Origin of the sequence: Winogradskyella sp. R77965 (assembly GCF_044594915.1) — a bacterium.
In the GTDB taxonomy this organism is placed as follows: Bacteria; Bacteroidota; Bacteroidia; order Flavobacteriales; family Flavobacteriaceae; genus Winogradskyella.
In genome coordinates this window covers 668,755-693,622 of the sequence record NZ_CP138990.1, presented here as the reverse complement: position 1 = coordinate 693,622, position 24,868 = coordinate 668,755, and the positions used below count along the sequence as shown (strand labels likewise).

The window sequence follows — 24,868 nt, the reverse complement described above, 5'->3', positions numbered from 1 at the left end:
TTCCATTGTTTATAAGAAGGACAAACTACCTTTGTGCCATAATTATATGCTATGACATCATTTTCAGATTTAGGTATCCATAAATCCTATATTAAAGGATTAAAGGAACTCAATATTATAAATCCTACAGAAATACAAGAAACCGTAATTCCGATTTTACTAGAATCTCAAACAGATTTAATTGGACTAGCACAAACAGGAACAGGGAAAACAGCTGCTTTTGGATTACCTGTACTACATTCTATTGACAAAAACAATTCTGAAGTACAGGCACTTATTATTGCACCTACACGAGAATTAGTTCAGCAAATACAGAAGCAACTATTTCGATTCACAAAATATATCGACGGAAAGATTTTTGCCGAAGGTGTATATGGAGGTGAAAAAATGGACCGACAGATAAAAGCTTTAACCAGAACCACGCATATTGTGGTTGCCACACCAGGACGTTTATTAGATTTAGTAGAACGCGGAGCAGTGGACATCTCTAATGTAAAAATCTTAGTATTAGACGAAGCTGACGAAATGTTAAGCATGGGTTTTAAAGAAGACCTGACTAAAATTTTGAAGTACAATACAAAAAAGAGAAATACTTGGTTGTTTTCTGCAACGATGCCCGAAGACATAAAAAGCATGATAAAAAATTATATGTCACCAAATGCCGTTAGGGTTGAAGTGAACAAGAATGCTTTAGTGAATGAAAACATTTCACATCATTTTATTCAGACGACTATAAAAGACAAATTAAACATGATTACTCGAATTTTAGACAAACGTCAAGACGAGAGAGGTGTCATTTTTTGTAGAACAAAAGCTGGCACAAAAACACTAGCTCAACAATTACAACACGAAGGTTTTGCGGTTGGAGCACTAGAAGGTGATATGCAACAAAAAGAACGTGATAAAGTAATGCGTGCCTTTAAGAATGAAAGCTTACAGGTTTTAGTTTCAACAGATGTTTCTGCTAGAGGTATAGATGTGAACAATTTAGCATTTGTATTGCATCATCAATTACCAGAACACTTAGATTATTATACCCATAGAAGCGGGAGAACAGCTAGAGCTGGTAAAGCTGGGCAGTCTATTGCATTAATTATTCCTGGGGAAATGCAAAAAGTAATTGATATTCAGACCGCATTAGGAATTGTGTTTCGTGAGATAACGATGTAATTTAATTTCGCTAGATAAAAGAGTAAACAAGTTCAAAATTACAAATCTCAACTAAAATCGGTTACTTCATATTTTAGTATTATCTTGTATGGCTAATAACTAACAAACAATCTCACATTAATGAAATCATTAACTATACAAGACGTCAATGCTATTGTAAACGGTGAAATAGTAGGTTTTACAAGCCATAATATCAGTGGTTTAGAACAAATACAGAAAGCAAATAAAAATCAAGCTACCTTTATTGGTAACCGTAAATTTGCTGCTTTATGGAAAGATTCAAAAGCAAGCGTAGCTATAGTTAATGATAATCTAGATATAGAACCAGGTGAAAATCGTGCATTGATTAAGGTGAAAAATGCCGATTTGGCAATGGCCAAATTATTGGATGCTTTTACACCTGAAGCTCCACATTTCGAAACCGAAATTCATCCAACTGCAGTAATTGATTCTTCAGCTAAAATAGGCAAGGGAAGTAGAGTTGGAGCAGGTTGTTATATTGGTAAAAATGTTATTTTGGGTGATAGTGTAACGCTTTATCCTAATGTTACAGTTTTAGATGAAACTACTATAGGTGACTTCACAACAGCTTGGTCTGGTACCATAATAAGAGAGCGTTCAGAGATTGGTAGTCATTGCATATTTCACAATAATGTGAGTATTGGTGCTGATGGATTTGGTTATCGCCCTAGTGACGATGGGAGAGGACTCGTTAAAATTCCACATATAGGTAATGTAGTTATTGGCAATGGTGTTGAGATTGGGGCTAACTCTTGTGTAGATCGTGGGAAATTCAGTTCTACAATATTAGGTGATGGCTGTAAGATTGATAATCTTGTACAAATTGCTCACAATTGTGTTCTTGGTCGTTCTTGTATTATGGCTGGTAGCTCAGGATTGGCAGGTTCCGTAACTTTAGGTGATGGTGTTGTTATAGGTGGAAGTGCTTCGATTAAAGATCATACAACAATACATTCTGGTGCCACCGTGGGAGCAGGCTCAGGAGTCATGAATGATGTACCAGCTGGTAAAACAGTATTGGGTTATCCTGCAGTTGACTCTAGAGAAATGCTAAAACAGTGGGTCGCGCTGAGAAAACTAGCAAGATAAATTACTAAGTCTTTAAAATAAATAATAAGCGTAAGTTCAAGTGAGCTTAGACGATTATTAAGCCGATTTTTTGACCATAGATTTCTGAGTTACATTTTCTTTTAAATGTAATAAACCAGCAACCATACCATCTAATTCGTGTTCTAAGAAGTTTTCGTCTCTTTTACTAAAACCTCTAATAACGTTGGAGTAAAGCTCTACACCACCATGTGTAATGCAAACACTATAGGTGTCATTTTCTGCATCTAAATTAACCGAAGTTCTATAATCACTTGATACTAATAACCAGTAGCATAAGCTATTGATCTGGTTAAACAAAGAAAATTTCGTTTCCATAATAATAAGGTTTTAACAGATTGAGGGAATCTATAAACGAAGTTATTAGGTAATGGAGTAGGTTTCAAACATGTTTGATGTAGGTATTGTTTTTATCGTTTAAATGTACCTTTTTTATGAGTTATCCGATGAACGACATTAATTAATTTGTGGCATCATTATTGAATACTTTACTATAATTATTAAAATAAAATATAATACAATGAGTAAAGGAACAGTAAAATTCTTCAATGATACCAAAGGTTTTGGTTTTATAACTGAAGAAGGTTCAAACAAAGAACATTTTGTACACATTTCTGGATTAATAGACGAGATTCGTGAAGGCGATACCGTTGAATTTGATCTTACAGAAGGCAAAAAAGGACTAAACGCAGTAAATGTAAAAGTTATTTAAGATATATATAGCTTAACCTAGAATTATGGAAGCTCATCATTATGTGATGGGCTTTTTTTTGCCATAACATTTTAATACTCAAACATAATCATTAGGTTTGCAGTAGATACTACGACACTAAAACATAAATATTGTGCTAAAACTGCTTAGAAAACTATTTAAAACGGACAAAGCGTCTGATAAAAAAGAAGGAACGGTTAAATTCTTTAATTATACCAAAGGTTTTGGATTTATAACAATTAAAGATTCTGATGAAGAAATCTTTGTTCATAAATCTAATTTAAAGACAAAAATTAAGCAAGGTCAAAGCGTAACCTTTAATATTGAGCAGAGTAAAAAAGGACCAGTAGCTGTAAATGTTGCTAGACAAGCTTAGAGGCATATATTACGTTTTTAGTTTTCATAGTATTAATATATTCTGAATTATCTCTAAAATATTAGGCTCATCAATTTTCGATGGCCTTTTTGGATATAATATTGGTATATAGCTTATTATAAATTAGTTTTATAGGAAGTCATTTGCATATGAAGAGAATAATGCATAATTTTAAATGATCCAATTCTTCCTAATTCAATTACTACTTATTTGTTATCCCTAATTTACTTAATTTTCATTTTTTGATAAAAATGGCCTAGATTGATTATGGATTTATTTTTAAAATATATTCATTATAAAGTATGCCTGAATTACTTGATCAAATTACTGAAGAAGACTTTTCATACATTTTAAAAAATCCATGGAAATTCTCTACTTATGAGTGGAAGCTTTACAATGTGCATAATGAGAAAACGGCCTTTGACACTTTAATGGAACAATTTGAATTATCTCGAAAGGACGGATTTAGCAAAATATTTAGGACACCAAATAAGTTACCCTTACTTATTCTAATGGCTGTTAAAACCAGTGACACAGCATTACATTGTTATTTGGTAGCAAGTAGGCATATGGAAGAGAATAACCAAGCTTTAAAAGTAACTTTTGAAATGCGTAAAATTTTAGAAGAGCAATCTTATAATTATAAGGGCTGTACGTTAGTGGTGTATTCTCAATCAAAAGAGACAGATAAACAGATGTCTTGGTTACGTTTTCTTGGATTAAAGTATATGCCAGAGGGTAATGTGGGGAATTCTCGATATTTTGAATATGAATCGAGGGTAGAAGTCTGAAAATTTGATTTAGGATATTATAAGACAGGCTTAAAAAACAAGAATCATTATTATCATTAACTAGTAGTAATTTTAAACTAATAAGAAATTAATCAATATATAATTTTAACTTAAAACCAATAATTATGGGAGGAGGAAAACCAGGCAACACAGTAATTACCTTAACCGTTGATACAGAAGGGTTAATCGCTGATCCAAACAATGTAAATAATTACGTTGTTTTTACGGACAATCAAAGTGACCCAGCAGAAAACCCAGGTCATCCAGAGACATACGTATCTACTGTAAATAAAGGCGCAACCTGCGAGTGGCAAGGTGTCCCTAAACAGGGTACAGATCTAATAAATATTACAGGTGTTTTTAAAAAAGCATCAGGCGGCAAAGACATTTTAAAAACACCAATACCGCCTGGCTTGCAGGAGAATCCCAATAAACCTAGTCGCAAAGTGCTTAAAGCAAAAGTTAATGGCAAGTACCTCCCAGGAAATGAAGAATATACGGTCAATTTTACTATTAACGATGGTCCTATTATATTTCCTGTTGATCCAAAAATTAAAATGAATGCTTAAAACTAAGATATGTATATCGAAAATAAGGTCTGTTATTTATTGATAGGCCTATTTTATTTGTTTTCATATTCCACTTATGGACAAGATCAAAAAGTAGCCGATAGCTTGTTGAAAATTTATCAATCGGAAAAACTTAAAGGTGTAGAAAAGTTGGAATTACTTCGCAATTTATCTTTTAATGAAGTAAACGATCTTGAATTTTCAATTCAGATTGCCAACGAACTTATAACACTATCAAAAGAGAAAAATAATTATGTTTACCTGTATAGAGGTTACTCTCAAAAAGGCAATACACATAGGCTAGTCGGGAATTTGAACGTTGCATTAGGAGCTTTTTTTAAGAGCGGTGAAGCAGCTGTTAAAGCAAAACATATTGAAGGTGAAGGTACAGCGTACATAGCAATAGCTGATATTTATTCAGAACTTAAGAATTCCGAAAATGCAGAGATTTACTACAATAAGGGTATACAAATATTAAGAAAGACGAATAATTCTGTATTATTGGCATCTGCCCTTTTGAACGCGGGAGATGAAGCATTTAATACTAAAAATTTTCAAGCAGCATTAAGTTATTTTGAAGAATCAGGAATTCTTTTTAAAAATGCTGATTATTTGACAGGTACAGCCTATAACAAAGGAAATATTGGGATGGTTTATGCCGAACAAGGAAAAGATGCCTTGGCAGAGTCTAATATAAATGAGGCCATTGAAATTCTAGAGGGACAAGAAGACTATTACCCAATTTCTGTGTATCTAACTTATATGTCAGATATTTATTCAAGGAAGAAGGATTTTACCACTGCTTTGGCCTATTTACACAGAAGCTTAGATTTAGCTAAACAATATGGTCTTAAAGATCAAATAAGTGAAGCTAATTTAAAACTTTCAGAATTCCATGAACAAAGAGATAATCATGCCACTGCATATCCATTTTATAAAGAACATATTGTATATCGTGATTCTGTAATCAACCTAAAATCAGTGCAGGAAGCGGCAGATATGCGAACGGATTTCGAAGTAGCACAAGAGAAAGCCATAGCATTAGAAAAACGTAAAACCCAACGTATTATTCTTTGGTCAACACTAGGTGTCTTATTTCTTCTAGGAATATTAGCCTACAATCTATTTAAGAAAAACAAATTTGTTAGGAAAACCAATAAAATCATTGCCGCAGAGAAAGACCGTTCCGATAAATTATTGCTTAATATTTTACCAGAAGAAACCGCACAAGAACTTAAAGATAAGGGTAGAGTAGAAGCGAAGAAGTTTCCTTCGGTAACGGTATTGTTTTCTGACTTTAAAGGCTTCACCAGTTATGCTGAAAACCTATCGCCAGAAAAATTAGTAGAAACCATAGATCATTATTTTTCTAAGTTCGACCTTATTATGGAGAAATATGGACTTGAAAAAATTAAAACGATTGGTGATGCGTATATGGCAGTCGGTGGTTTGAGTTATGATAATGTGGACCAAGCCAAAGACATGGTTTTGGCGGCAAAAGAAATGAATGATTTTGTGAATCATGCAAAAATTGATGATGTCACTACAGCCGAATTTGATATTAGAATAGGAATTAATACAGGTCCTGTAGTAGCAGGTGTTGTAGGTACTAAAAAGTTTGCTTATGATATTTGGGGAGATACTGTAAATATTGCATCTCGAATGGAAAGTAACTCGGAACCAGGACGTATTAATATTTCTGAGGATACTTATAAAGTAATAAAGAACGATTTTGATTGTGAGTATAGAGGTGAACTTGCAGTGAAAAATAGAGGGAATTTAAAAATGTATTTTATAAATAATAATTCATAGATTTAAATTGATATGGCACAGCAAGATCCAAATAATTACTGGGAACAGTTAGAACGACTAGAAAAACTGATAAGAGCATCAGAATTAAAAGCTGGTGTTATATTTTCGTTTCATAGTCTCATTTTAGGACTCTTTGTAGATCGTATAGAGCGTTTTAAAGATGTGTTTATGGAAAATACAGTATTGTTAGTTTTACTAATCTGCTGGTTTATTTTTGTCGCTATTTCTATTTTTTACTGTTTTAGATGCTTTAGACCATTTATGGAAATGAGTTATGATAAGAATGTCTTTTTCTTTAGAGATGCTGTTACTAAATTTGGTAGTACTGAAAACTATACTAAAGAACTAATAAAAACCTGTAGCTCAGAAGAAGAATTATATCAATTACTAGCTGAGCAAATACATGCTGAAAGTAAAATTATAAACGCCAAATTTAGAAACGTACAGAAATCGATTCTGTTCTTCGCCATTAGCTTTCTATTTGTAATTGTGACTTCTGTGTATTGGATTTTGTTTACGTAAATTTAATATTTAGCGAAATCATAACTTTTACAATAATATACATACAAGCGTATGCTGAAAACGGATATCAATTATCGTTTTAGTTATAGATATGAATTCTTTATGAGATTCTTAAACAAATATAATCTTATGCCAAATTACAATTCAGACTAATAATTCTACACTTCAGAACTATATATAGTACGCCTTCAATTTGTTTTTATGAAATTAGCATAGCATTAATCAAATGACTATCTCATGAAACCATTATTATACATTATCTTTTTACTATTTATTGGCTCAGCTTTTTCACAAAATCAGTTGACTACAGAAGACTGGCAAAGTGATCTTAAATTTCTGCAAGAAACTATACACAATGGCTATTCACATTTATTCAAAAAAATATCAGCCAAGGATTTTGATGCTGAAGTAAAAGTATTACACGAAGCTATTCCAAATATGGAATCTCATCAAATCAATGTAGCGTTTGCTAAAATAGTGTCACTTTTTGAATATGGACATACTCAAATATCTTTTTACACAGTAGCAGAGCGAGGAGTATTGCCTGTAAATCTTTATCATTTTAATGATGGCGTTTTTATTGAAGGTGCGATGAAAAACCACGAAAAAACCTTAGGAGCAAAGGTTATAAAAGTCGAAGGCATAGAAGTAGAGGAGGCTTTAAAAAAGATTAGACCAGTAGTTCCTGCAGAAAATGACTCTTATTTTAAGGCGTATGGTTTACGTTTTTTAACGTCACCAGATGTACTTCATACACAAGGAATTATGAAGGAGTGGTCTGAATTTGTGACATTAACGTTAGAGAAGAATGGTGAAATTTTTGATTATGATTTTCCATCGATTAAATTAGATGAACTCTCTAAAGGTCCTACGTTAACAATACCAAACGACAATTGGTTAAGTGTTAGAGATCAAAGTAAAACCCCATTATACCTTAAAGATTTATTTACTAAATATTATTACTTTGAATATTTAGAAGACTCAAAAACACTATATGTAAGACAAAGCTCTGTATTTGATGATCCTAATAATGAATCATTAAAGGATTTTTACAATCGTCTTTTTGCATTTATAGATGCTAATACAATAGATAAATTGGTATATGATGTACGAGGTAATGGTGGTGGTAACAACTATAATAATTTACAATTTATAAAAGGAATAATGGCAAGGCCAAAAGTAAATACAAAAGGAAAATTCTTTTTTGTTATTGGAAGAGAGACTTTTTCTGCAGCTCAAAACCTAACCAACGAAATAAGTAAATATACAGAAGCCATACTTGTAGGTGAACCTACGGCAGAGAACGTCAACTTTTATGGTGATGCTAGAAGAGTAGTGATGCCTAAAAGTGGTATAAGTGCTTATTTATCCTATGCTTGGTGGCAAGATGAGCCACAATGGGAAAACCAAGACGCAACTTTACCACATATTGCAGTAGATATGAGTTTTGATGCGTATAAAAACAATTCAGATCCTATACTAGAGGCAGCTTTAAACTATAAGGATGATGAGTTTATTCTAAAACCTATGCAACATCTTACCGAATTGTTTATTTCTGGTAATTTTGACCAGCTAAAAACAGATGCAATTGAGATAGCAAATAATCCTAGATATAAGTATTACGATTTTGAAGAAGAATTTAGCAAAGCTGGTGGACGATTATTATTAAATGGAAACCTTGAAGGTGCTATTTATATATATCAATTATTGACAGAAGTCTATCCAGATTCAGCAGGACATTATTATAATCTTGGTGGTGCATTAGAACAGGCAGATGAAATTGATAAGGCTATAGCTGTATATGAAACTTTAATCAAACGTTTGCCAAAGCATATGTTGTCTAGAGCAGCTAAGAATAGAATTGATGCTTTAAAAGAGGACTAGCAGTTTGCACTCAATAAAATAGTATTTTACATACTATTCGATTATGATTATCCTGCGGATGATTATAATTGAATACAATTTGAAAGTGTAAGTACTATCAATTAATAGTATTTTACATAATATAAATTATAGGACAAATGCTATTCTTGGTTATTTAATGAGAGTGTACCATTTGTCAACTATAATGATATTATGTAAAATATCCCAGAAGCTTTAGTATTATTGGTTTTAGTGTGCAGTACTTGGGCATTAAACTAGAAACGGTTTGCTTCGCAGCGTTAAAAAAACATCTGTCCTATAATTTGCCGTTATGTCAAATGTCCGCTGTCAAACGCTCTATTGTTTATACAAATCAAATTGTTATTACAATTTATTTATAACTCAATTTACAGCCGCTTGCCAGCCGCACATAAAAGCTACGTTTTAGTAATCATTGAAATTTTGTCGTATTTGGATATTTGTGCTACATATTTTTTTCTACGCGATTCTCATGGCATTCCATAAGAGCATAAATTTTAAGAAAAATAAAATTCTATGCACTTATTTTATTCTTACGTCCTATTAAGCTTTTTTAAATAATACTACTTATATTATGTAAAATAGAATTTGAAACTTTAGAACTCACCAAGGTTTAGATTATATCTTTTTTTCTTGTTAAAAAAAGAAACAAAAAAAACAAGACTGCATATAATTTTGGAAACAATTACGGTTCGTTACGCTACATTTTAGGAAACTTCTGAACTTCTTTAGACTGATTTGAAATCCTATTTAAAAAATATAACTCTTTAGAAAATGCATTACTAACTCCCTAAAATCTTACGCTCCACTCACCTATTGTTTTACCAAAATGATATGAGGTCGGTTTAGCCAATACATCATCTGGGTAAAAACTCACAGTGCGTTAAACTAATTTTTTAGTTTATCAGCCATATTTTCTATAGAATACTTTACTATTTTTGGTATTGTATGGACAGAAATTCTAATCTCCCAATTAGATAAACTAGGCATTAGACTGACATCATTATTTAGAAAGATATTGCTATTAGACTGAGATAAATCCCTTGAAGGAATTAGATAAACCATCCTTGCTTCATCTTCAATTATCAAAACTAGAGCAATAAATAAGTTGTCATTTAATTCTCCCAAATCTTTTTTTACAATTTTAGCACTACGATCAATAGTATCTAAATCTAATGATTGTAAGAAGAATTCATTAGTTCCTATTAAAAAATCAACTCCTTCCCTTCCACTCTCTTTTGCGGTTAATTTTAATTCGTAATTTTCTAGTTCTGATTTGATAAAAGTAGTTATTGTATTTTCTTTTTCCATACATAAAAAAGCACATGGTCACAAAATGATTTAAATTTAAGAGTCTTAGTCTCTATTGAGAAATCTTCTCTTTCTTTCCCAATCACCACTTTTTAGTGCGTTTTTTATAGTTCTTTTGACATAGTTTTTGATTGGAATTATTTCGACTCCTAGTTCAGCTTTTTCAATAATTGATAATATATTTCTCCAATCAGAAGCCTCTATATCACCTATAACAACATCACCACTATAAGTACCACCATTACCTCTCCACCAGATACGAGAAAATATATCAACATCATTATTAATAGTAATATGTTGAATCAGAACATTATTAAATATACTTTTCATTTCTCCTCTAGCAATATCAACAACGATGTTAACTTTATTATAATCATCATTATTTTTTTTAGCATAATCCATTAAGAAATCTTCCGCTTTTTTCTCAAAACCAGAACTAATTCCTTTAAAAAACACACCACAATAATGATTTAAAATCCCGAAATAAGGCTCTTCTTTTACACAGAAATTAAATACTTTGCATAAAACATTTTCAATATCTTTTATATTCCAAATAAATCCAAAATTCCTGTTATCTCGGACGAAACGAAGTCTACTTTTAGATTGAACAGCTTTAACATACTCTAATAAGAAGTTAGGATCAATCTCTAATATTTTAAAGAATCCATTGCCTTGGTAATCGAAATGAGCCTGTAACTGATCTTGTTGAATATATGATTTTTGAATCAAATTTATATCATCTCCCAATTCCTCAAAAAATTCTTCGAAAAAATTTGTCCATATTTTTATACTCGCACCTTTTTCATTTTGTTCAAGAATAGACTTTAATATAATCTCAAATAGATTTGGCTCGATTTTTTTAAACCTTGCAATTTTTTCAAAATGCGAAATATAGGCTTGTTTAGTTTCTTTAATTGTTTCAAGCAAATACAATAAATACTTTTCAGAAACTAAGTCATCACTTAATCTATCAAAAAAGGACAACTTCCAAATTGATTTGTAATTAAATTCATTTTGTTCAATTAAACTCCATAAACTATTTGCTTTTTGATGTGTTGATAATTGATTGCTAAAAGATAAGTTAGGAATGAAATTATGTTGATTGTTCTCACTTATTATTAATTCTAAAAAATATAATCCATTTTCAAAGTTATTCTGAAAATTCTCATCGATTATCATGTCCAAAACTTTTGGATAGCTCCAATCATTTTCAGACAATTTTCGAATAAAATTAAATGTTTTATAAAAATCTTTGATTTCATCAAAGTTATCAAACACAAAAGATTCCCTAATCTCTGCTTCTTTTAATTTATCATACTCTCTAAAGTTAGTAAACTCATACATTTCTTTATCTCTAAACCTATCCCAATCTATTTTTAGGTAAGTTTCATAAAGTTTGTTTTTAAATTTAATTTTTAATTCATCAAACTTTGGATGAAAAACTTTCCGTCTTTCTAACCACTTAATTTTATCTTGAACGAGACTAGCATGCTCAAATGATTCAGTATTCAAGTTTTTGTTTATTATACCTATAAAATATTCTAAGTCAGATTCTAAAATATCTTTAACTGTTTCCCTTTCAGTAACATGTAGATTTTTTAGGACGTTTAATGAAAGCTTTGGATACTCTTTAAAATTTTCATCAATAATTAGCCACAATTTTTCACGAAATGATCGGATTTCAAAGTTATTCTCCAATTCATAATCATAGTGGTAAAAAGTATTATTTCTTCCTCCTTTAAAATGATGAAATTTAAATTTTAAAAATGTTTTACTTAGTTCAAAGAAAATTTGGATATAATAGTTTTTATCAATTTTAAAACCATCAATTAATATCTCAAATAAAGTAAATTGCTTATAGTAATTAATTTGATAATCATTTCTATCAAATACAAGAGTTCCAACTATTTTGTGTATTAGTTCTGGTACAAATTCCGGTTTTTTTCTTGTGTATAGTAGCGATAATGTAATGGCTTCTTTTAGATTTGAGGTTGAATTAAAAAAGTTACCCAGTAAGTTAATTATTTCATTATCTCCTCCATTCGAAAACTCATTGTTAGTGTATGTCACTTTCAACCATTTAATTTCAGGCTTTGGAATTTCATTGAAAGAATTTAACACATATTCAAGTGTTTCATCTTGAAGATAAAACCAAAACGTATTTAAATATTTTAATTCAAGTTTTTCATTTTTATCTAATACTATCTCATTCCAATAATCTAACAGATGTGGTTTTAACTTCTCCATTACTCTGTTGGGTCCAAATGTATTATTAGCAGGAATGACAGTATCTCTAAATCGAAAGTTATTCTCAAAAAAATATTTTTGAAGCAAAGTTTTAAATGATAATAGATCATCTTTTACAAAACTTCGATAAAAGAAATATGTCGAAAGATTTTGTTCTGGAATTTTTACATTTTCATATTGAATTTCAACTAATTCTAGTTTATCAAGATTATCTATTACTTGAATAAAATCATTGTAGTCAACATTGAAGTTATCTAATATATTTATAGTTGTCTCCTTATCTTTAAATGGAATCGTATAAAAAAAAGATATTATACCTAGGCATTTTAAATTCAAATCATTCGAAAATTCACCATCGTCATTGATAAAGGTGGAAAAATATTTTTCAAATAGATCAGAAACGTCTGATAGAACTTTTATATCTTGTTTTTCCTTTGCTAGCAAAGCAGTCATTATTGCTATTCTAGGGTTTCCTTCAGATATTCTAACAATTTCTTTTTGATAATCTGGATTTAATATACCAAAAGGCTCTGCTTTTAATATATCGATAATTTGCTCATCTGTGAATTTGTTTAAATCAATTCTTATAGGATTGTACTCTTGACTTAATCTATCAATTTCTTGAAAAGCATAATCACGTACAGTAACAACAATTTTAAAGTTGCCACCTTGATGAGATTTATAAAAACCAGTAATCTGATTAAATGCATCTATTCGATTAGCATCATCAACGAACAGAATATAATTTTTTTCCGAATCAAAATATTGATACAAATCTTCTAATAACGAATGATGTTTATATGAAATACAATATGCGCTAAATTCTGGATTCTCATCTATGAATTCCGTAATTACCTCTATTCCTAATTTAGTTTTGCCAACACCAGGTGGACCTGTTAAAATTATAAAGTCATTGTGTTTTAAAGCATTTTTTAATTTTTTTGATTCTTCAGTTCTATGGAGAAAACTGTTATTCAAAGGAGTGGCAATCCCATTCGAAATATTATTGTATTCCGATACAAATCTATCTATTGAAATTATTTGCCCTGTATCAATTGGAATACCTAAATATATGTGAGCTAGATCTCTATGTTGTAAGTTCAATTCTAAAGCTAAACTATCCAATGTATATATGTTAAGCCTAATTCTTGTATTCTTTAATAAGGATCGTAACTCTTCAATCTCTATGGTTTTTAATTTAAAATTTACACAAAGTATGATTTCAGAAATTAGATTAGTATTAATACCTGTTTTTTCAATATCAAGACACTTTTCAATATCATCTTTTAGTTTCTTAACACCACTTGTTTGATTAGTCGAGTATTCTACAAAAATATATTTACCATTTGGTAGCAATAAAAAAGAATCTGGTGTACCCTTGATTGTTTTTTGTTTACCACTTTGACTTCCAGTTCTAGAAAATGTAGAGTAATTATCATTTCTTAGAATTAAAAAGCTATCACATAACTCTTGAAAAACAGCTCCATTAATTGAAGAAAGCGCATTTTCTATATTTTGAAGTTTACTCATTCTTATCTACAATGTTAAAAAGTTCTTCTCGAATTAAAGTCCTTAATTCATCACTATTTCTATAAATAAGAAATCTTTTAGACTTAATATCAATCGGAAGGTTTTCTGGTTCTCTTGAAATTAGAATTACAGGTTTATCAAGTGCCTGAGCAATTCCTAATTCATATAAAACATTTGGATTTCTTCCATTAATATTTGCAATTATTAAATTTGCTTTTACAATTAGTTTAAGCATTTCTGGAAAAATATCACTTTTAAAATAATTCTCATCACCTCTATAAGCATTAAAGCCAATGGAAGAACAAACTTCTCTTATGATATTGTATTCACTTTCATACCTATCGTGAAAAGGCGTTAATATGAAAATCAGATTTTCATCAATCTTCAAATCATTTTCTTTAATTCCATTAGATTTAAGAAATTCAGATAGTCTAATTTTAGTTCTATTTGAAATAGGTGAATCATTTTTTATATATTCATCTCTCAATAGCAGATGGTTTACATCTCTCCATCTCTCTTCATTCATTACCAATCTATCATTAATTCCGTACATCTCAGTCTCAAGTGACTTCCGAATACTTTCTAGTACAGCTTTATTTTTTTCCTGATTGTATTTTTCTTGTCTTGACCTTCTTGACATAACATATGCAAATATTGAAATAGCAACACTTGTTATACCTAATAATATTTCTGAAATATAATCTTTAAACATTGTATCTATTTTTGAGTTTGCACTTCTTCAAGTGTTGTAGTTGGGTTTTCATCTTGTATTATCAAATCCACAGACTTCTTAATTCCTACACCGGAAATGAATAAATTAATTGCTAGAATTATTACCCAATAATATTTTCCTTTTTTTAAATATAATCTAACCGATAATCGCCAACCTACAACAACAACAATAGCTATAGCTAGTCCAGCAAAGCAATAGGCTAATCCATCTGCTTGGTGAGTAACATTTGATATTGTAAATCCAATACCAAAAGATAATGCCAGAAACATAATATCGACAGGAAGCTCGCATAATGCTTCAATGAGATGAGGGGTTTCAATATTTCTTCCAATAAAGAGTTTTAATAAAAAACCTATTAGAAGTAATGTCAAAGGTAAAATGATATTTAAATGTTCCATTATAGAAATTTATTCAAAGTTAAATTATTAATAATCATCTTATGCTGTTAGAAATTTTATTTTAGACAAGTCATTCCACAACAATCCAGCATCGTAAATGAATAAATTCATTACGATAATCAGTTGTAATCTTATTTGGTTATTAATTAAGGGAATAGCTAAATATAGTAAAATTTAGCAAGTAATTGATTACGGGTTTCCACAATACATTACATTTACTAAATGAACGATTTACAAAGAGCTTTTATCCATGAAATAGGACATTTCATAGCTGCTGAATTGAATTATGTACTTTTTGGATATGATAGAAGAATTGATGAATTTGTGTTGCATTTTAGAGAAGATTCAAAAATATACTTCGATGGTTATGTTAGGACTTTTAAACTACCAAAATCTAACAAGTTTAATCTTAATGTAATAGCAAACTATTCTGCTAATATATTTTATGGCTGCATTTTTGAATGTTTATATAGAAAAATAAATTTAAATCAATGTCTTTGTATAATTTCAATAGAAGAAAACTTAAAGAGTAATATTGGAAATGGTTCTAGTGATTATTACGAAGTATTTGAAAGGATATTACGTGTAGAAAAAAACTTAAAAAATACACTCGATAATTGGGAAGAATATCTTTTTAGTGATTACTTTAATCAATTGGTATTATTAGAAGAGCAAAATCATTTCTTAGATATTTTTAATTTAAATGTAAATGATTTTATTGAAAATAAAATTTTCGATAAGCATTATATTAATATTACTTCATTAAGGTCTTGTCTAGATGATTTTTTAAGTTCTCACAAGAAAATTTTTGCGTCATTTATAGAAACTCTAAAGCAAATTCAAAATCAGTAAAATTTCTATTGCCATTCCACACACATTTTTATACACTTCTCTGTCCTTTCTTAAAAAGAGTATTCCATTAACAGAGTAGAGTAACATTTGAAAAGAAAAATAAGGAAACTCTATTTAATTTAGTTATTAAAAATACTTGTTCCTTTCCAATTATCTATTCGCATATTATTTATCCTGTCAAAATCTGTTCCAGGTAACTCCGGAAATTCAATTCTTGGTCTTACAAGAACTGGCTTCAGGAGATCATTTATTCTTTCTTCTAAAGGCGACAGTTTTTCCCCAATGCCAATTAGAAATTTCTCATGAATACCTTCATAATAATATTTAGTTCTAGTTAATAGACTTAGGTCTTTCCTTGCCTTTGGCTCAGTAATTCCATATGAACCTAATATCAATTTATACTCATCTCTGAGCTCTATAAATTTTTCATAACTAATCAAAGATTTATCCAAAAGTGCCGTATTCTCTTCATTCTTAGCATAAATTACTTGGGCATTACTATTTTTTTGAACATCAAGAGACTCAAACTTCATAATCTTCTTATTAATAATTTCATGAATCTCTTTTAATCTCTCAGGATTAGTGATGCAATCATCTGTAGCTTTTTCGGATTCGCAATTTTTGAGTAATTCTCTTTTTTCTTGATTTAATGTTTGAATTTCTTCCATCAAAGTTAAAATTTGCGAGGCTAACTCACCATTTTCTTCAGTTTTACTATTGATAATCCTTTCATTGATCTTGATTTGCGCATCTGATTCTTGATAAGTCTCTGCTGCTTCAGAGATTTGAGAATTTATCGTTTTAATTTGAGACACCAGATTGCCTAGACGTGAATTGATACTGTCAATCTTTATATTAAGAGATGCTATATTCTCTGTAATATGGCTCTCAAATTTATTTCTCAACTGAAAAAAAATCGTCTTGTCCTGACGGTAAACATTATGGAGTCTTACATTTTCTGAACGTATTAATTCATCAAAGTGGATTAATTTATTATTAATATTATCCAATGACTTCAATAAATTATTTCGATCAGAAATAATGATGTCTATTAATTCATTATAATTGGTTATTCTGATAAGATTAGGAATAGAGTTAATCTCTTTTAAATTTGAACCAACGGGATTGGTTTTGATTCTAGTTGCTACTGATTCTTTTGTGGAATTATTTATAGCAAAAAGGTAATCATTATACCAGCTAAAGTAGTCACAACAATCAGGTGTTAATTCTTTAATTTGATTACTAATTATAATCTCATTCTGACTGTTAAGTTTAGGTAATGGTGACCTAATCGTAATATGGTTTGTTATTTTATCCACCTTAGTTCTAAGGTTCATAACAGCAAGCTCCAATAATTTCCCCTTGTTCAATCTAACTTCTATTTTTAGTAGATTTTGGAGCAAACGCGTCATATCTCTAATGAATTTCGCATTACTATCTGTAATGGGCTTTTCTTTTCCATAAGGCGAGAAATTAGGGAAAAATGTATTTAGTCCTTGTGAATTTTCTGGTACGGAAATAAGTAATTCACCAAAGAAATCTTCAATAGCATCATACGAAAGTGGGTCAGCATCAAAGACCTCAAAAATATCTGGAAAAACCGATTTATCAAATTCTATATATTTATTATTCTCTTCTAGAAACTGGAGTGTCTTATCTTCAATTTTCGGGATTATTTCCAAAGGTAATGAAGGTGCAAAAACAGGATCTATATTTTGACTATATCCATTAGAAAAATGAACTATAACAATTAAAAAGCAAATAATTGATTTTTTCATATCGTTAGTATTTTATCTATATTTCTTTGATTTTCATTTAATAATCTCTGTGTAAAGAACACATCGACACGTTGAAAAAATTCTTTTACCTCCATTTCCAATTCTTCTAAATCACTTTCTTTTAAAGGGAGTTTTTTAATTTCTTCTCTTAGAAAACGTAATCTATTTCTTTTATCTTCAAGTGCTTGACGAACCTTTACTATTAGATTATCGTTACTCTTTTTTCGTGATTTGTTATAAGAAATATCATCATTAAGTTTACTAATGGTTTTTTTACGAATATTTCTAAATTTTTTTCTTTCATCATTATGTGTGCATTTGTCATATCCAACTTCATTAGGACAACCTCTATAGTTTAACTTATAATTTTTCCAATCTTTAATTCGACTTAACCTTCTCGATAAGTTGCGAATAGTTTTAGCATAATTTCTTGAAATACTCTCTAAATTGTTCAGTCTTTGCTCTTCAGAAGAAATACTTAGTTTCAGTACAATCAACTCCTGTTCATATTCCTTAATAAGCTTAATTTCAAGCTTCATAGCCTTTAGACTTTCATTGTAATCTTTAATTTGCTTTTTGATTTTATCGTACTCCACCTGCAGAGAATTTTTCTCTAGGTATAATAAGGTTCTAATATTAGATTTATAATTATCAAATCTTGTTCTCTGGATAATGACCTTATCATCCCACGACTTTCTTTTTCTTTTAATTTTATTACTAATTCCTGAGAGCTTCTTAGCATAAATTTGATGAAATTTCCAAGCTGTTTGCCAAGGAATAGGCACTCCTTCTTTCATATATCGTAAAATAGCCTTTGCTACATAATGATTTTCCATTTTTAACTTGATAGCGGCATTTTCTATACTTTTTAAATAAAGGCTAGTTGTTTCATAATCTGTTATCTTACCATTATAATAGATCGCATCGTTAGTGAGTTCTGTGAGGAATATATTAATGATTTCGCGTTGTTTGTTTGATGACAATCCTTCAAGATTTGTTATATTATTTATCTTTGGTATGTCTTCAAATTCGGGAAGTTTATAGTTGTCGATGAATTTTTCAAATTGATTGTATAAATTGTCAATTAATCCAGAGGCTGCTCCTGCCTCTTCAGAAGCTTTCCTATTAAGTGCTTCATAGACTCCATTATTGAGAGTATTGCGAATAAGTTTAGCATTACTCGTTACTTCGTTTGTAATGGTGGTTAGTCGTTCTAATTTTTTATATTCATCAAAGAGTTTAGCATAAAATTGAACTTCCTGACTGATGTTCATTGGCTTTCTTTGGCAGTGACCAAATGACATAAATAGAAGAACTATAACATTTACATAAATTGATAAGTTTTGTTTAATAATTTTATGTAGCATCTCCTTTTTTAGGTTATGTGAATTTTAAGTTTTCTTTATTCATTACAATAAAAAACTGTGTTTCAATCTTTATCTTCTTTATCAAAACTCTTTATTATTCCATCTATAGACAAGGTACCACCAAGAAAAAATATTGGTTTTGACCAATCATCACTATCTCTTATCCAATCAATTCCAATACTAAATCCAGAATCAAATAATGGTTCAAAACTTGAATTATTCAAAGCATGGTTTACCAAAGACAATGAAATGCCAGGGTTTAGAATATTTGAATCTAAAAAGGAATAATGCACATAAGGTGTTAATGCAACTTTTTCCAATACACTTTTTGACAAAGACTTTGCTCGTGATTTACTTTCAACTTGTTCAAAAGGAAAAATAGGGAAAGCAAAGCTGAAATAAAGGTTATTTGTTCTTTTTAAAGATCCGATTTTTCCAATTTCGTCACCTAAAGAAGCAATATTTTCGTCCATGAATTCGATTGGTAATTCTTGAAACGACTTTAAACTACTATAATTGGTTGAATTGATATACCCAAAAGTTACTCCAACGGCTATTGCATCAAAATTTGCTAAATAAAACTCAAAGTGACTGTTAATCGAGAAAGTATATGGATACTCATTTGAAATACTCTGGTCAATTGTATTATATAGAACTTTTTTATTATCATACTGTAACTTGCTAGAAACTCCCCAAGAATAGCCCCAAGTTCTTAATTCATTTCTATTAATACTATCTAACCCCTTCAATACTCCTAATTCAATGTTTAAACCAGGATTCTTAATTTTGTCTGTAATATTATCAGTATTAGTCATGCCAAGTTTTAACGACCATCCAAAGGATGTTTTAACAGTATATATTTTATTGTCACCTACTTTTTTATAATACTTAATTGGTTTTTTTAATTTAAGTAATGAATTTAATTGAAAATTAACCTCTGTTGTTTTCTTTGAGACCTTAGTTTCTGCTTTAAATTGTTTGGCTTTTTCAGTATAAAAAATTCCATTACCAGAACTATTGGTAAATACTTGCGCGAAACTAAAATGTGAAATAAAAACAAGTACTATTATAGCAACTCTTTTCATAATTGGTTGGTTTTGTTCTACAGTAAACAATGCTATGGCTTTAATTAAAAACCAATACATACCCAATAGTGGGTAATTAAAAAAAATGTGCTATTATAATTTCTTAAAGGCAGGATTAATCACTAATAATTAAGTGATTACGTAAATATAGAAAAAATATTTAAGATAAACCATTCCACACACATTCCACTTCGCTCCTATCGTCGCTACGTAAAAAGAGTGTTCCATTAACTGAGTATAGAAACATATTAGAAGAAAAAAATAAAAAAAGCTAGATTTATAACATGCGCTTTTAGCCAAAGCCCATGTTGTACATAACGCAAGTACATTATAGGACAAATGCTATTGTTGGTTATTTAATGAGAGTGTACCATTTGTCAACTATAATGATATTATGTAAAATATCCCACAGTGTTTATAATTCCATTACAATATGCAGTACTTGGGCATTAAACTAGAAACGGTTTGCTTCGCAGATCTAAAAAAGCATTTGTCCTATAATTTGCCGTTATGTCAAATGTCCGCTGTCAACCGCATATTGCGTTGATAAAATCAAATTACTATTGTAATTTATTTTATATGCAATTTCCAACCGCTTGCCAGCCGCACATAAAAGCTAGCTTTATAGTTCTTTTAAAAATCGCGTAAACGATAAAATGTACGTGATAAAAAATTTTAGACGATTCTCGTGGATTGCCACAAGAGCATAGATTATTTAAAACTAATCATCCACTGGATAATCATTTTTAAATAATCTATGCACTTGTTATATTTAGAATTCCAAATTGGCTTTTTTTAAGTTTCTAATATCTTTTGTCTTGAAACAAAAGAAACAAAAATTCAAGGCTGCATATAATTTTGGAAACAATTAACGGCTCATTCGCTATATTTTAGGAAACTTCTGAACTGATTAAGATTGCCTTGAAGTCCCATTTATAGCTAGACTTCTTTACATCATGTATTACTAACTCCCTAAAATATGTACGCTCATTTCACCTATTGTTTTACCAAAATTATATGAGGCCAAGAAAACTATAAACTAAATAAAGAATTTACAGATTCTTTCAAAAATGCATAAAAACCCTTATTTTTTTTACTTATTCTGTTAGTTTCATATTTGGACCTACTGTTTTCGGCTGCCAAATGTTTTATAACCAATGATTTATTGGTCTCATTAGCACTACCAAGTAATCCTTGAGAAATTGCACAATCCTGTCTGCATTTATTGTCAAAATCGAAATCAATATTACCTGTATTAAAATCCATTTCTTTAGGACCATAATAAATACCTCTTGGTTTTAAAATCAAAGATAAAAACTGTTGTATTTCCATTCCTGCTAAGCTTAAGCTAAATCCAAAAACGTTTTCACCTCTATTAATAAAATGGTTATTCGGTAGTCCTTTTATGTAATTTGGATTATCCAATTCTCCTGATAGCTCTAATGAGGCATCCTCAGGTTTATATTGACCTAAACATTGCATGCAAATTCTTTCAGGTCCTACTGTATGAGCCTTCCATCTTGCTTGATCTATATTTGACAAATCTTCCTTTGGATTTGTGTCAATTCCTCCATCAATTACAGGTATTAAATTTGCAAATGACAGACAATCTAAAGTGTATCTTGGTAATGGCATATCTACACAAGAAAATAAAACATCACAATCTAGAGCTGCCTCTTGTCCTTCTTTTTCAGTAATACTAAAAGGTACTGCATTTATGTTTAAATCTGAAATAAGCTCAGTGTTTAAAAGACGTTCTTTCAGAACATCTACTTTAAACTTACCTACATCTGCTCTATTTATTGCTAATAATCTATCTAAATTTTTCAATTCAACTAAATCAAAATCTATTAAGGTTAAGTTTTTTACACCAGTCCTTAAGAGAGCTTCAGCAACTATGTAACCAACACTGCCTAAACCAACTATTCCAATTTTTAATCTAGAAATTTCTTGTTGTTTCGAATCTCCCCAAGACGATATTGTTCGTTTAAATTCTTCTCCAAAATTGGATTCGGGAAAAATATCGTTACAGAAATAAGATTTTAGGGACTTCCCTACTACTCTTACTGATTCACACCAATATATTTGATAAGTATTTGGAGCTTCCTTAATCCAAAAGCGTGCGCTCCAATAGTTGTCAGTTCCTATTGTCATTCCAATTAGCGGTAAACCAGTAACCGCCTTAACCCTTGGTGCTAACATTTTCTCAGCTTCTATATCATCGAAACTCATTCCTTGCCAACCAGGATATGGATGACTATGAATAAAACAAATTCCTAAATTATTGGCTAATGCATAAGAAGTTACCTTGTCAAAATAGACAGAGTTAAAACTAACATTTCCATGTACATTTCTATCTTCAAACTCAGGTAATAGTAATTCATTGATAACACCTGTTTGTCTTGACTTTCCAGTAGATAATTTATAAAATGCAAAACATAAATCTTCTTGACCATCCTCTCTAATGAGGTGTTCAAAAAATATCCTATTGACATTTTCTGTCATTGTTACACTATACTTCATTCGAAATCTAATAAAGTTCTTAAGAACGCTAAATAATCATCCGCAGTCATACCAGAAGTCCATCCTCTAAAAGGTCGACTCCAATACTGATATTCTGGTGACGGAACTTTTCTATCATGTATACCTCCGAAAGGATGTCTACCTCCACCACCTGTAATTGGAAGTAAATGTGGTTTAATATGTGGTCCTGAAGGCGCTAAAAGTGGAAATTGATGACCTTGCAAGGCAATTTCAATTTCTTTTCCTTTAAACCTTCCTAATGGAACGATAAACTTGAAGCACACAAAGTTATTTGTGTGCATCCAAGTTTCGAGCCCTTTGCTTTGCAACTGACTCATTAACTCTTGATTTCCCATAACTACGAAACAGTTGTAGGTTCAAGTTTACAAGAACTAAATTTAAGACCATTCTTTATGGCTACTTTATGTTCTCGATCATTTTTGTAACTAATCTCTCTATGTCCGCTAATTTGCTTCAAATAAAAACCACTAGCATTCTTTCCTGATGCAGTTAAAATCTCATTTGGTGTCAAAAAACACTCATCAACTTCAATCGGTTCATCATCTACATAAATTATTAGTTTCTTGTAAGGTTTCGCAAAAAAACCTTCAATTCCAGCTCCTTTTAAATCAATTTTTTCATCTAATTGAACTGGCTCAAAACCTTTTTCATTTACCTTAATTAATAATTCATAATCTTCCACAGGTAATAAATCAGCTTTTTCTAAAATTTCCTTACCTGTAATAATTGCATCAACAGATTCAAATTTTTGTCTGTTAACTTTAAATATAAATTTTTCCATCATTTTAATTTTTTAATGGATTAACTCATTTCTTAAAAATAGCTTGAGCTTACTATTCAGGTAGCTGTTATACAAGGTGTTGTGTAGTTAATTTTAATTTGTACCTTTGTACAACAAAACACGGGAAATGTTAAGATGATAAGTCTTAATTATTGAAGTCCTCGAAAACTTTAAATCCCATTTTATATCCAATTTATTGTTACCAGCAATAGATTGGATTTTTGTTTTTTATCGGCTTATATATTTAAATTAAACGCATATTTATAATCTATTAATCTTTTACCATTTTCAAAATTATCTATCCAAGCATCCTCTAAATGACTTTTCTCAATAATTTCAGTGGTATTTTTAGTTTTAAACTCTTGATAAACTCTATCTAAACAATTTAATTCTTTATTAGTAAACTTTTCAGAATCAAATTTTTTATTACTAAAAAATTGCTGCTTGTAGCCCCAATCATATTCAGTCTTAATTATCTCTATTGCACCAGATCTTTCGATATAACTGAAAATACTGTCATAATCATTTGGAACAGGCCCCATATTGATTGCTCTGTATCTAGTTCCACTTATTGAAATAGCTTCTTTTTTATAATGTAGAAAATCACAATAAAACAATAACTTATTCAATGGTGTTACAGTAGGCTCCATTTTTTCAGCAAAAAAGACCACCATTTCAGTTAACTTGTCAATGTTAGGTTTAATATATCCCGAATAATTATCAGGTAATTTGTTACCTAACAGATAATTTTCTAACCTTATAGAAAATCTAATTTTCTTCTTTTCAACAATTAATTCATCAATCTTTTTTAGAAGTTTATATCCTTCTCCTGTAAAATCATTTTTGTCGTTAGAATCAATTTTAAAAACATTGCTCAATTCAACTAAAGATTTAAATTGAATTGGGTTTTTAGCTAATTGTATAAGATTTGCATTAGATTGGTTTGGTACTTCACCATTTTCATAATTTCTATAACTATTTATTCCGAAACCAAGTATTTCAGACATTTTAGTTGCAGAAAGGCCATACTTCGCCCTTATTTCCTTGATTTCTTCTGGAAAGGGCAAGTTATACTTGTCACGATACTGATTATAGACTTGTCTCATCTTAACAGTATCAAATTCTGTTGTGGTAAAAAATTCTTTACTATCTGAACAAAAATAACTAGGATAGGCAACATTAAAAGTTTCCTTTCTAAAAGTTAAATCTTCATTTTTAATTTCAATAGACATTTCTTTACCTGTAAATGGGCTCTTCATA

22 protein-coding genes are annotated in these 24,868 nt (G+C 30.1%); 10 read left to right on the top strand and 12 right to left on the bottom strand.

Features of this window, described 5'->3' with window-relative positions:
* Positions 1-51: 51 nt before the first annotated feature.
* A complete protein-coding gene (locus SJY34_RS03095; protein ID WP_400078805.1) occupies positions 52-1,170 on the top strand; it encodes a DEAD/DEAH box helicase in 1,119 nt (372 codons plus the stop codon).
* A 120-nt stretch (positions 1,171-1,290) separates the two neighbouring features.
* Entirely contained in the window at positions 1,291-2,280 is a 990-nt protein-coding gene (lpxD, locus tag SJY34_RS03090; protein WP_400078803.1) for a UDP-3-O-(3-hydroxymyristoyl)glucosamine N-acyltransferase, read from the top strand.
* A 57-nt stretch (positions 2,281-2,337) separates the two neighbouring features.
* Here lpxD and SJY34_RS03085 read toward each other — a convergent pair whose 3' ends face one another.
* On the bottom strand, positions 2,338-2,616 hold the full coding sequence (locus tag SJY34_RS03085) for a hypothetical protein (RefSeq protein ID WP_400078801.1): 279 nt from the start codon (positions 2,614-2,616) through the stop codon (positions 2,338-2,340).
* A gap of 202 nt (positions 2,617-2,818) precedes the next feature.
* Here SJY34_RS03085 and SJY34_RS03080 point away from each other — a divergent pair, with 202 nt between their 5' ends.
* From SJY34_RS03080 to SJY34_RS03050, 7 genes are all read left to right on the top strand, one after another.
* Complete coding sequence (locus SJY34_RS03080) at positions 2,819-3,010, top strand: cold-shock protein (protein ID WP_400078799.1); 192 nt, start codon at positions 2,819-2,821, stop codon at positions 3,008-3,010.
* Between the two features lie 130 nt (positions 3,011-3,140).
* Positions 3,141-3,386: a cold-shock protein gene (locus SJY34_RS03075; RefSeq protein WP_400081441.1), complete on the top strand. Its 246-nt coding sequence runs from the start codon at positions 3,141-3,143 to the stop codon at positions 3,384-3,386.
* Positions 3,387-3,688: 302 nt separating this feature from the next.
* Positions 3,689-4,177 carry a hypothetical protein gene (locus tag SJY34_RS03070; RefSeq protein WP_400078797.1) on the top strand — a complete coding sequence of 163 codons (489 nt, stop codon included), beginning with the start codon at positions 3,689-3,691 and terminating at the stop codon, positions 4,175-4,177.
* A 125-nt stretch (positions 4,178-4,302) separates the two neighbouring features.
* Positions 4,303-4,746, top strand: coding sequence for a hypothetical protein (locus SJY34_RS03065; RefSeq protein ID WP_400078795.1), 444 nt, complete (start codon positions 4,303-4,305; stop codon positions 4,744-4,746).
* A gap of 9 nt (positions 4,747-4,755) precedes the next feature.
* Positions 4,756-6,558, top strand: coding sequence for an adenylate/guanylate cyclase domain-containing protein (locus SJY34_RS03060; protein WP_400078793.1), 1,803 nt, complete (start codon positions 4,756-4,758; stop codon positions 6,556-6,558).
* Positions 6,559-6,570: 12 nt separating this feature from the next.
* Positions 6,571-7,080: a Pycsar system effector family protein gene (locus SJY34_RS03055; protein WP_400078790.1), complete on the top strand. Its 510-nt coding sequence runs from the start codon at positions 6,571-6,573 to the stop codon at positions 7,078-7,080.
* A 237-nt stretch (positions 7,081-7,317) separates the two neighbouring features.
* Positions 7,318-8,964 (top strand): tetratricopeptide repeat protein, encoded by a 1,647-nt coding sequence (locus SJY34_RS03050; RefSeq protein WP_400078789.1) that lies wholly within the window; start codon positions 7,318-7,320, stop codon positions 8,962-8,964.
* Positions 8,965-9,870: 906 nt separating this feature from the next.
* Here SJY34_RS03050 and SJY34_RS03045 read toward each other — a convergent pair.
* From SJY34_RS03045 to SJY34_RS03030, 4 genes are all read right to left on the bottom strand, one after another.
* Positions 9,871-10,293: a hypothetical protein gene (locus SJY34_RS03045; protein WP_400078787.1), complete on the bottom strand. Its 423-nt coding sequence runs from the start codon at positions 10,291-10,293 to the stop codon at positions 9,871-9,873.
* 45 nt (positions 10,294-10,338) lie between these two features.
* Positions 10,339-13,896: a hypothetical protein gene (locus SJY34_RS03040; protein WP_400078785.1), complete on the bottom strand. Its 3,558-nt coding sequence runs from the start codon at positions 13,894-13,896 to the stop codon at positions 10,339-10,341.
* A 166-nt stretch (positions 13,897-14,062) separates the two neighbouring features.
* Complete coding sequence (locus SJY34_RS03035) at positions 14,063-14,782, bottom strand: hypothetical protein (protein WP_400078783.1); 720 nt, start codon at positions 14,780-14,782, stop codon at positions 14,063-14,065.
* A 5-nt stretch (positions 14,783-14,787) separates the two neighbouring features.
* On the bottom strand, positions 14,788-15,201 hold the full coding sequence (locus SJY34_RS03030; RefSeq protein ID WP_400078781.1) for a hypothetical protein: 414 nt from the start codon (positions 15,199-15,201) through the stop codon (positions 14,788-14,790).
* Positions 15,202-15,423: 222 nt separating this feature from the next.
* Here SJY34_RS03030 and SJY34_RS03025 point away from each other — a divergent pair, with 222 nt between their 5' ends.
* Positions 15,424-16,053 (top strand): hypothetical protein, encoded by a 630-nt coding sequence (locus SJY34_RS03025; protein ID WP_400078779.1) that lies wholly within the window; start codon positions 15,424-15,426, stop codon positions 16,051-16,053.
* Positions 16,054-16,172: 119 nt separating this feature from the next.
* On the opposite strand, the gene SJY34_RS03020 is transcribed toward SJY34_RS03025, so the two are convergent.
* The 7 genes from SJY34_RS03020 to SJY34_RS02990 all read right to left on the bottom strand — a co-directional run bounded on the left by SJY34_RS03020 (position 16,173) and on the right by SJY34_RS02990 (position 24,867).
* The gene (locus tag SJY34_RS03020) at positions 16,173-17,831 is read right to left on the bottom strand and encodes a hypothetical protein (protein ID WP_400078777.1); all 1,659 of its coding nucleotides are present in this window, start codon (positions 17,829-17,831) and stop codon (positions 16,173-16,175) included.
* Positions 17,828-19,198, bottom strand: coding sequence for a hypothetical protein (locus SJY34_RS03015; RefSeq protein ID WP_400078775.1), 1,371 nt, complete (start codon positions 19,196-19,198; stop codon positions 17,828-17,830). Before SJY34_RS03015 ends, SJY34_RS03020 begins: the two co-directional genes overlap by 4 nt.
* 62 nt (positions 19,199-19,260) lie before the next feature.
* Positions 19,261-20,283, bottom strand: coding sequence for a hypothetical protein (locus SJY34_RS03010; protein WP_400078774.1), 1,023 nt, complete (start codon positions 20,281-20,283; stop codon positions 19,261-19,263).
* 1,032 nt (positions 20,284-21,315) lie between these two features.
* The gene (locus SJY34_RS03005; RefSeq protein WP_400078772.1) at positions 21,316-22,806 is read right to left on the bottom strand and encodes a ThiF family adenylyltransferase; all 1,491 of its coding nucleotides are present in this window, start codon (positions 22,804-22,806) and stop codon (positions 21,316-21,318) included.
* Positions 22,803-23,162, bottom strand: a complete 360-nt coding sequence (locus SJY34_RS03000) for a hypothetical protein (RefSeq protein WP_400078770.1) — start codon at positions 23,160-23,162, stop codon at positions 22,803-22,805. Before SJY34_RS03000 ends, SJY34_RS03005 begins: the two co-directional genes overlap by 4 nt.
* Before the next feature lie 2 nt (positions 23,163-23,164).
* Positions 23,165-23,608: a multiubiquitin domain-containing protein gene (locus SJY34_RS02995; protein WP_400078768.1), complete on the bottom strand. Its 444-nt coding sequence runs from the start codon at positions 23,606-23,608 to the stop codon at positions 23,165-23,167.
* A gap of 236 nt (positions 23,609-23,844) precedes the next feature.
* The gene (locus tag SJY34_RS02990) at positions 23,845-24,867 is read right to left on the bottom strand and encodes a type II TA system antitoxin MqsA family protein (RefSeq protein WP_400078766.1); all 1,023 of its coding nucleotides are present in this window, start codon (positions 24,865-24,867) and stop codon (positions 23,845-23,847) included.
* Between the last annotated feature and the right edge of the window lies 1 nt (position 24,868).

What these genes read in the sequence shown, in the direction of transcription:
- SJY34_RS03055 (WP_400078790.1), top strand. Translation starts at nt 6,571, where the DNA reads ATGGCACAGCAAGATCCAAATAATTACTGGGAACAGTTAGAACGACTA.
- SJY34_RS03020 (WP_400078777.1), bottom strand. Translation starts at nt 17,831, where the DNA reads ATGAAAAAATCAATTATTTGCTTTTTAATTGTTATAGTTCATTTTTCT.
- SJY34_RS03015 (WP_400078775.1), bottom strand. Translation starts at nt 19,198, where the DNA reads ATGCTACATAAAATTATTAAACAAAACTTATCAATTTATGTAAATGTT.
- SJY34_RS02995 (WP_400078768.1), bottom strand. Translation starts at nt 23,608, where the DNA reads ATGGAAAAATTTATATTTAAAGTTAACAGACAAAAATTTGAATCTGTT.
- SJY34_RS03070 (WP_400078797.1), top strand. Translation starts at nt 3,689, where the DNA reads ATGCCTGAATTACTTGATCAAATTACTGAAGAAGACTTTTCATACATT.
- SJY34_RS03035 (WP_400078783.1), bottom strand. Translation starts at nt 14,782, where the DNA reads ATGTTTAAAGATTATATTTCAGAAATATTATTAGGTATAACAAGTGTT.
- SJY34_RS03060 (WP_400078793.1), top strand. Translation starts at nt 4,756, where the DNA reads ATGTATATCGAAAATAAGGTCTGTTATTTATTGATAGGCCTATTTTAT.
- SJY34_RS03050 (WP_400078789.1), top strand. Translation starts at nt 7,318, where the DNA reads ATGAAACCATTATTATACATTATCTTTTTACTATTTATTGGCTCAGCT.
- SJY34_RS03010 (WP_400078774.1), bottom strand. Translation starts at nt 20,283, where the DNA reads ATGAAAAGAGTTGCTATAATAGTACTTGTTTTTATTTCACATTTTAGT.
- SJY34_RS03030 (WP_400078781.1), bottom strand. Translation starts at nt 15,201, where the DNA reads ATGGAACATTTAAATATCATTTTACCTTTGACATTACTTCTAATAGGT.
- SJY34_RS03065 (WP_400078795.1), top strand. Translation starts at nt 4,303, where the DNA reads ATGGGAGGAGGAAAACCAGGCAACACAGTAATTACCTTAACCGTTGAT.
- SJY34_RS03005 (WP_400078772.1), bottom strand. Translation starts at nt 22,806, where the DNA reads ATGAAGTATAGTGTAACAATGACAGAAAATGTCAATAGGATATTTTTT.
- SJY34_RS02990 (WP_400078766.1), bottom strand. Translation starts at nt 24,867, where the DNA reads ATGAAGAGCCCATTTACAGGTAAAGAAATGTCTATTGAAATTAAAAAT.
- SJY34_RS03045 (WP_400078787.1), bottom strand. Translation starts at nt 10,293, where the DNA reads ATGGAAAAAGAAAATACAATAACTACTTTTATCAAATCAGAACTAGAA.
- SJY34_RS03080 (WP_400078799.1), top strand. Translation starts at nt 2,819, where the DNA reads ATGAGTAAAGGAACAGTAAAATTCTTCAATGATACCAAAGGTTTTGGT.
- SJY34_RS03085 (WP_400078801.1), bottom strand. Translation starts at nt 2,616, where the DNA reads ATGGAAACGAAATTTTCTTTGTTTAACCAGATCAATAGCTTATGCTAC.
- SJY34_RS03000 (WP_400078770.1), bottom strand. Translation starts at nt 23,162, where the DNA reads ATGGGAAATCAAGAGTTAATGAGTCAGTTGCAAAGCAAAGGGCTCGAA.
- lpxD (WP_400078803.1), top strand. Translation starts at nt 1,291, where the DNA reads ATGAAATCATTAACTATACAAGACGTCAATGCTATTGTAAACGGTGAA.
- SJY34_RS03095 (WP_400078805.1), top strand. Translation starts at nt 52, where the DNA reads ATGACATCATTTTCAGATTTAGGTATCCATAAATCCTATATTAAAGGA.
- SJY34_RS03025 (WP_400078779.1), top strand. Translation starts at nt 15,424, where the DNA reads ATGAACGATTTACAAAGAGCTTTTATCCATGAAATAGGACATTTCATA.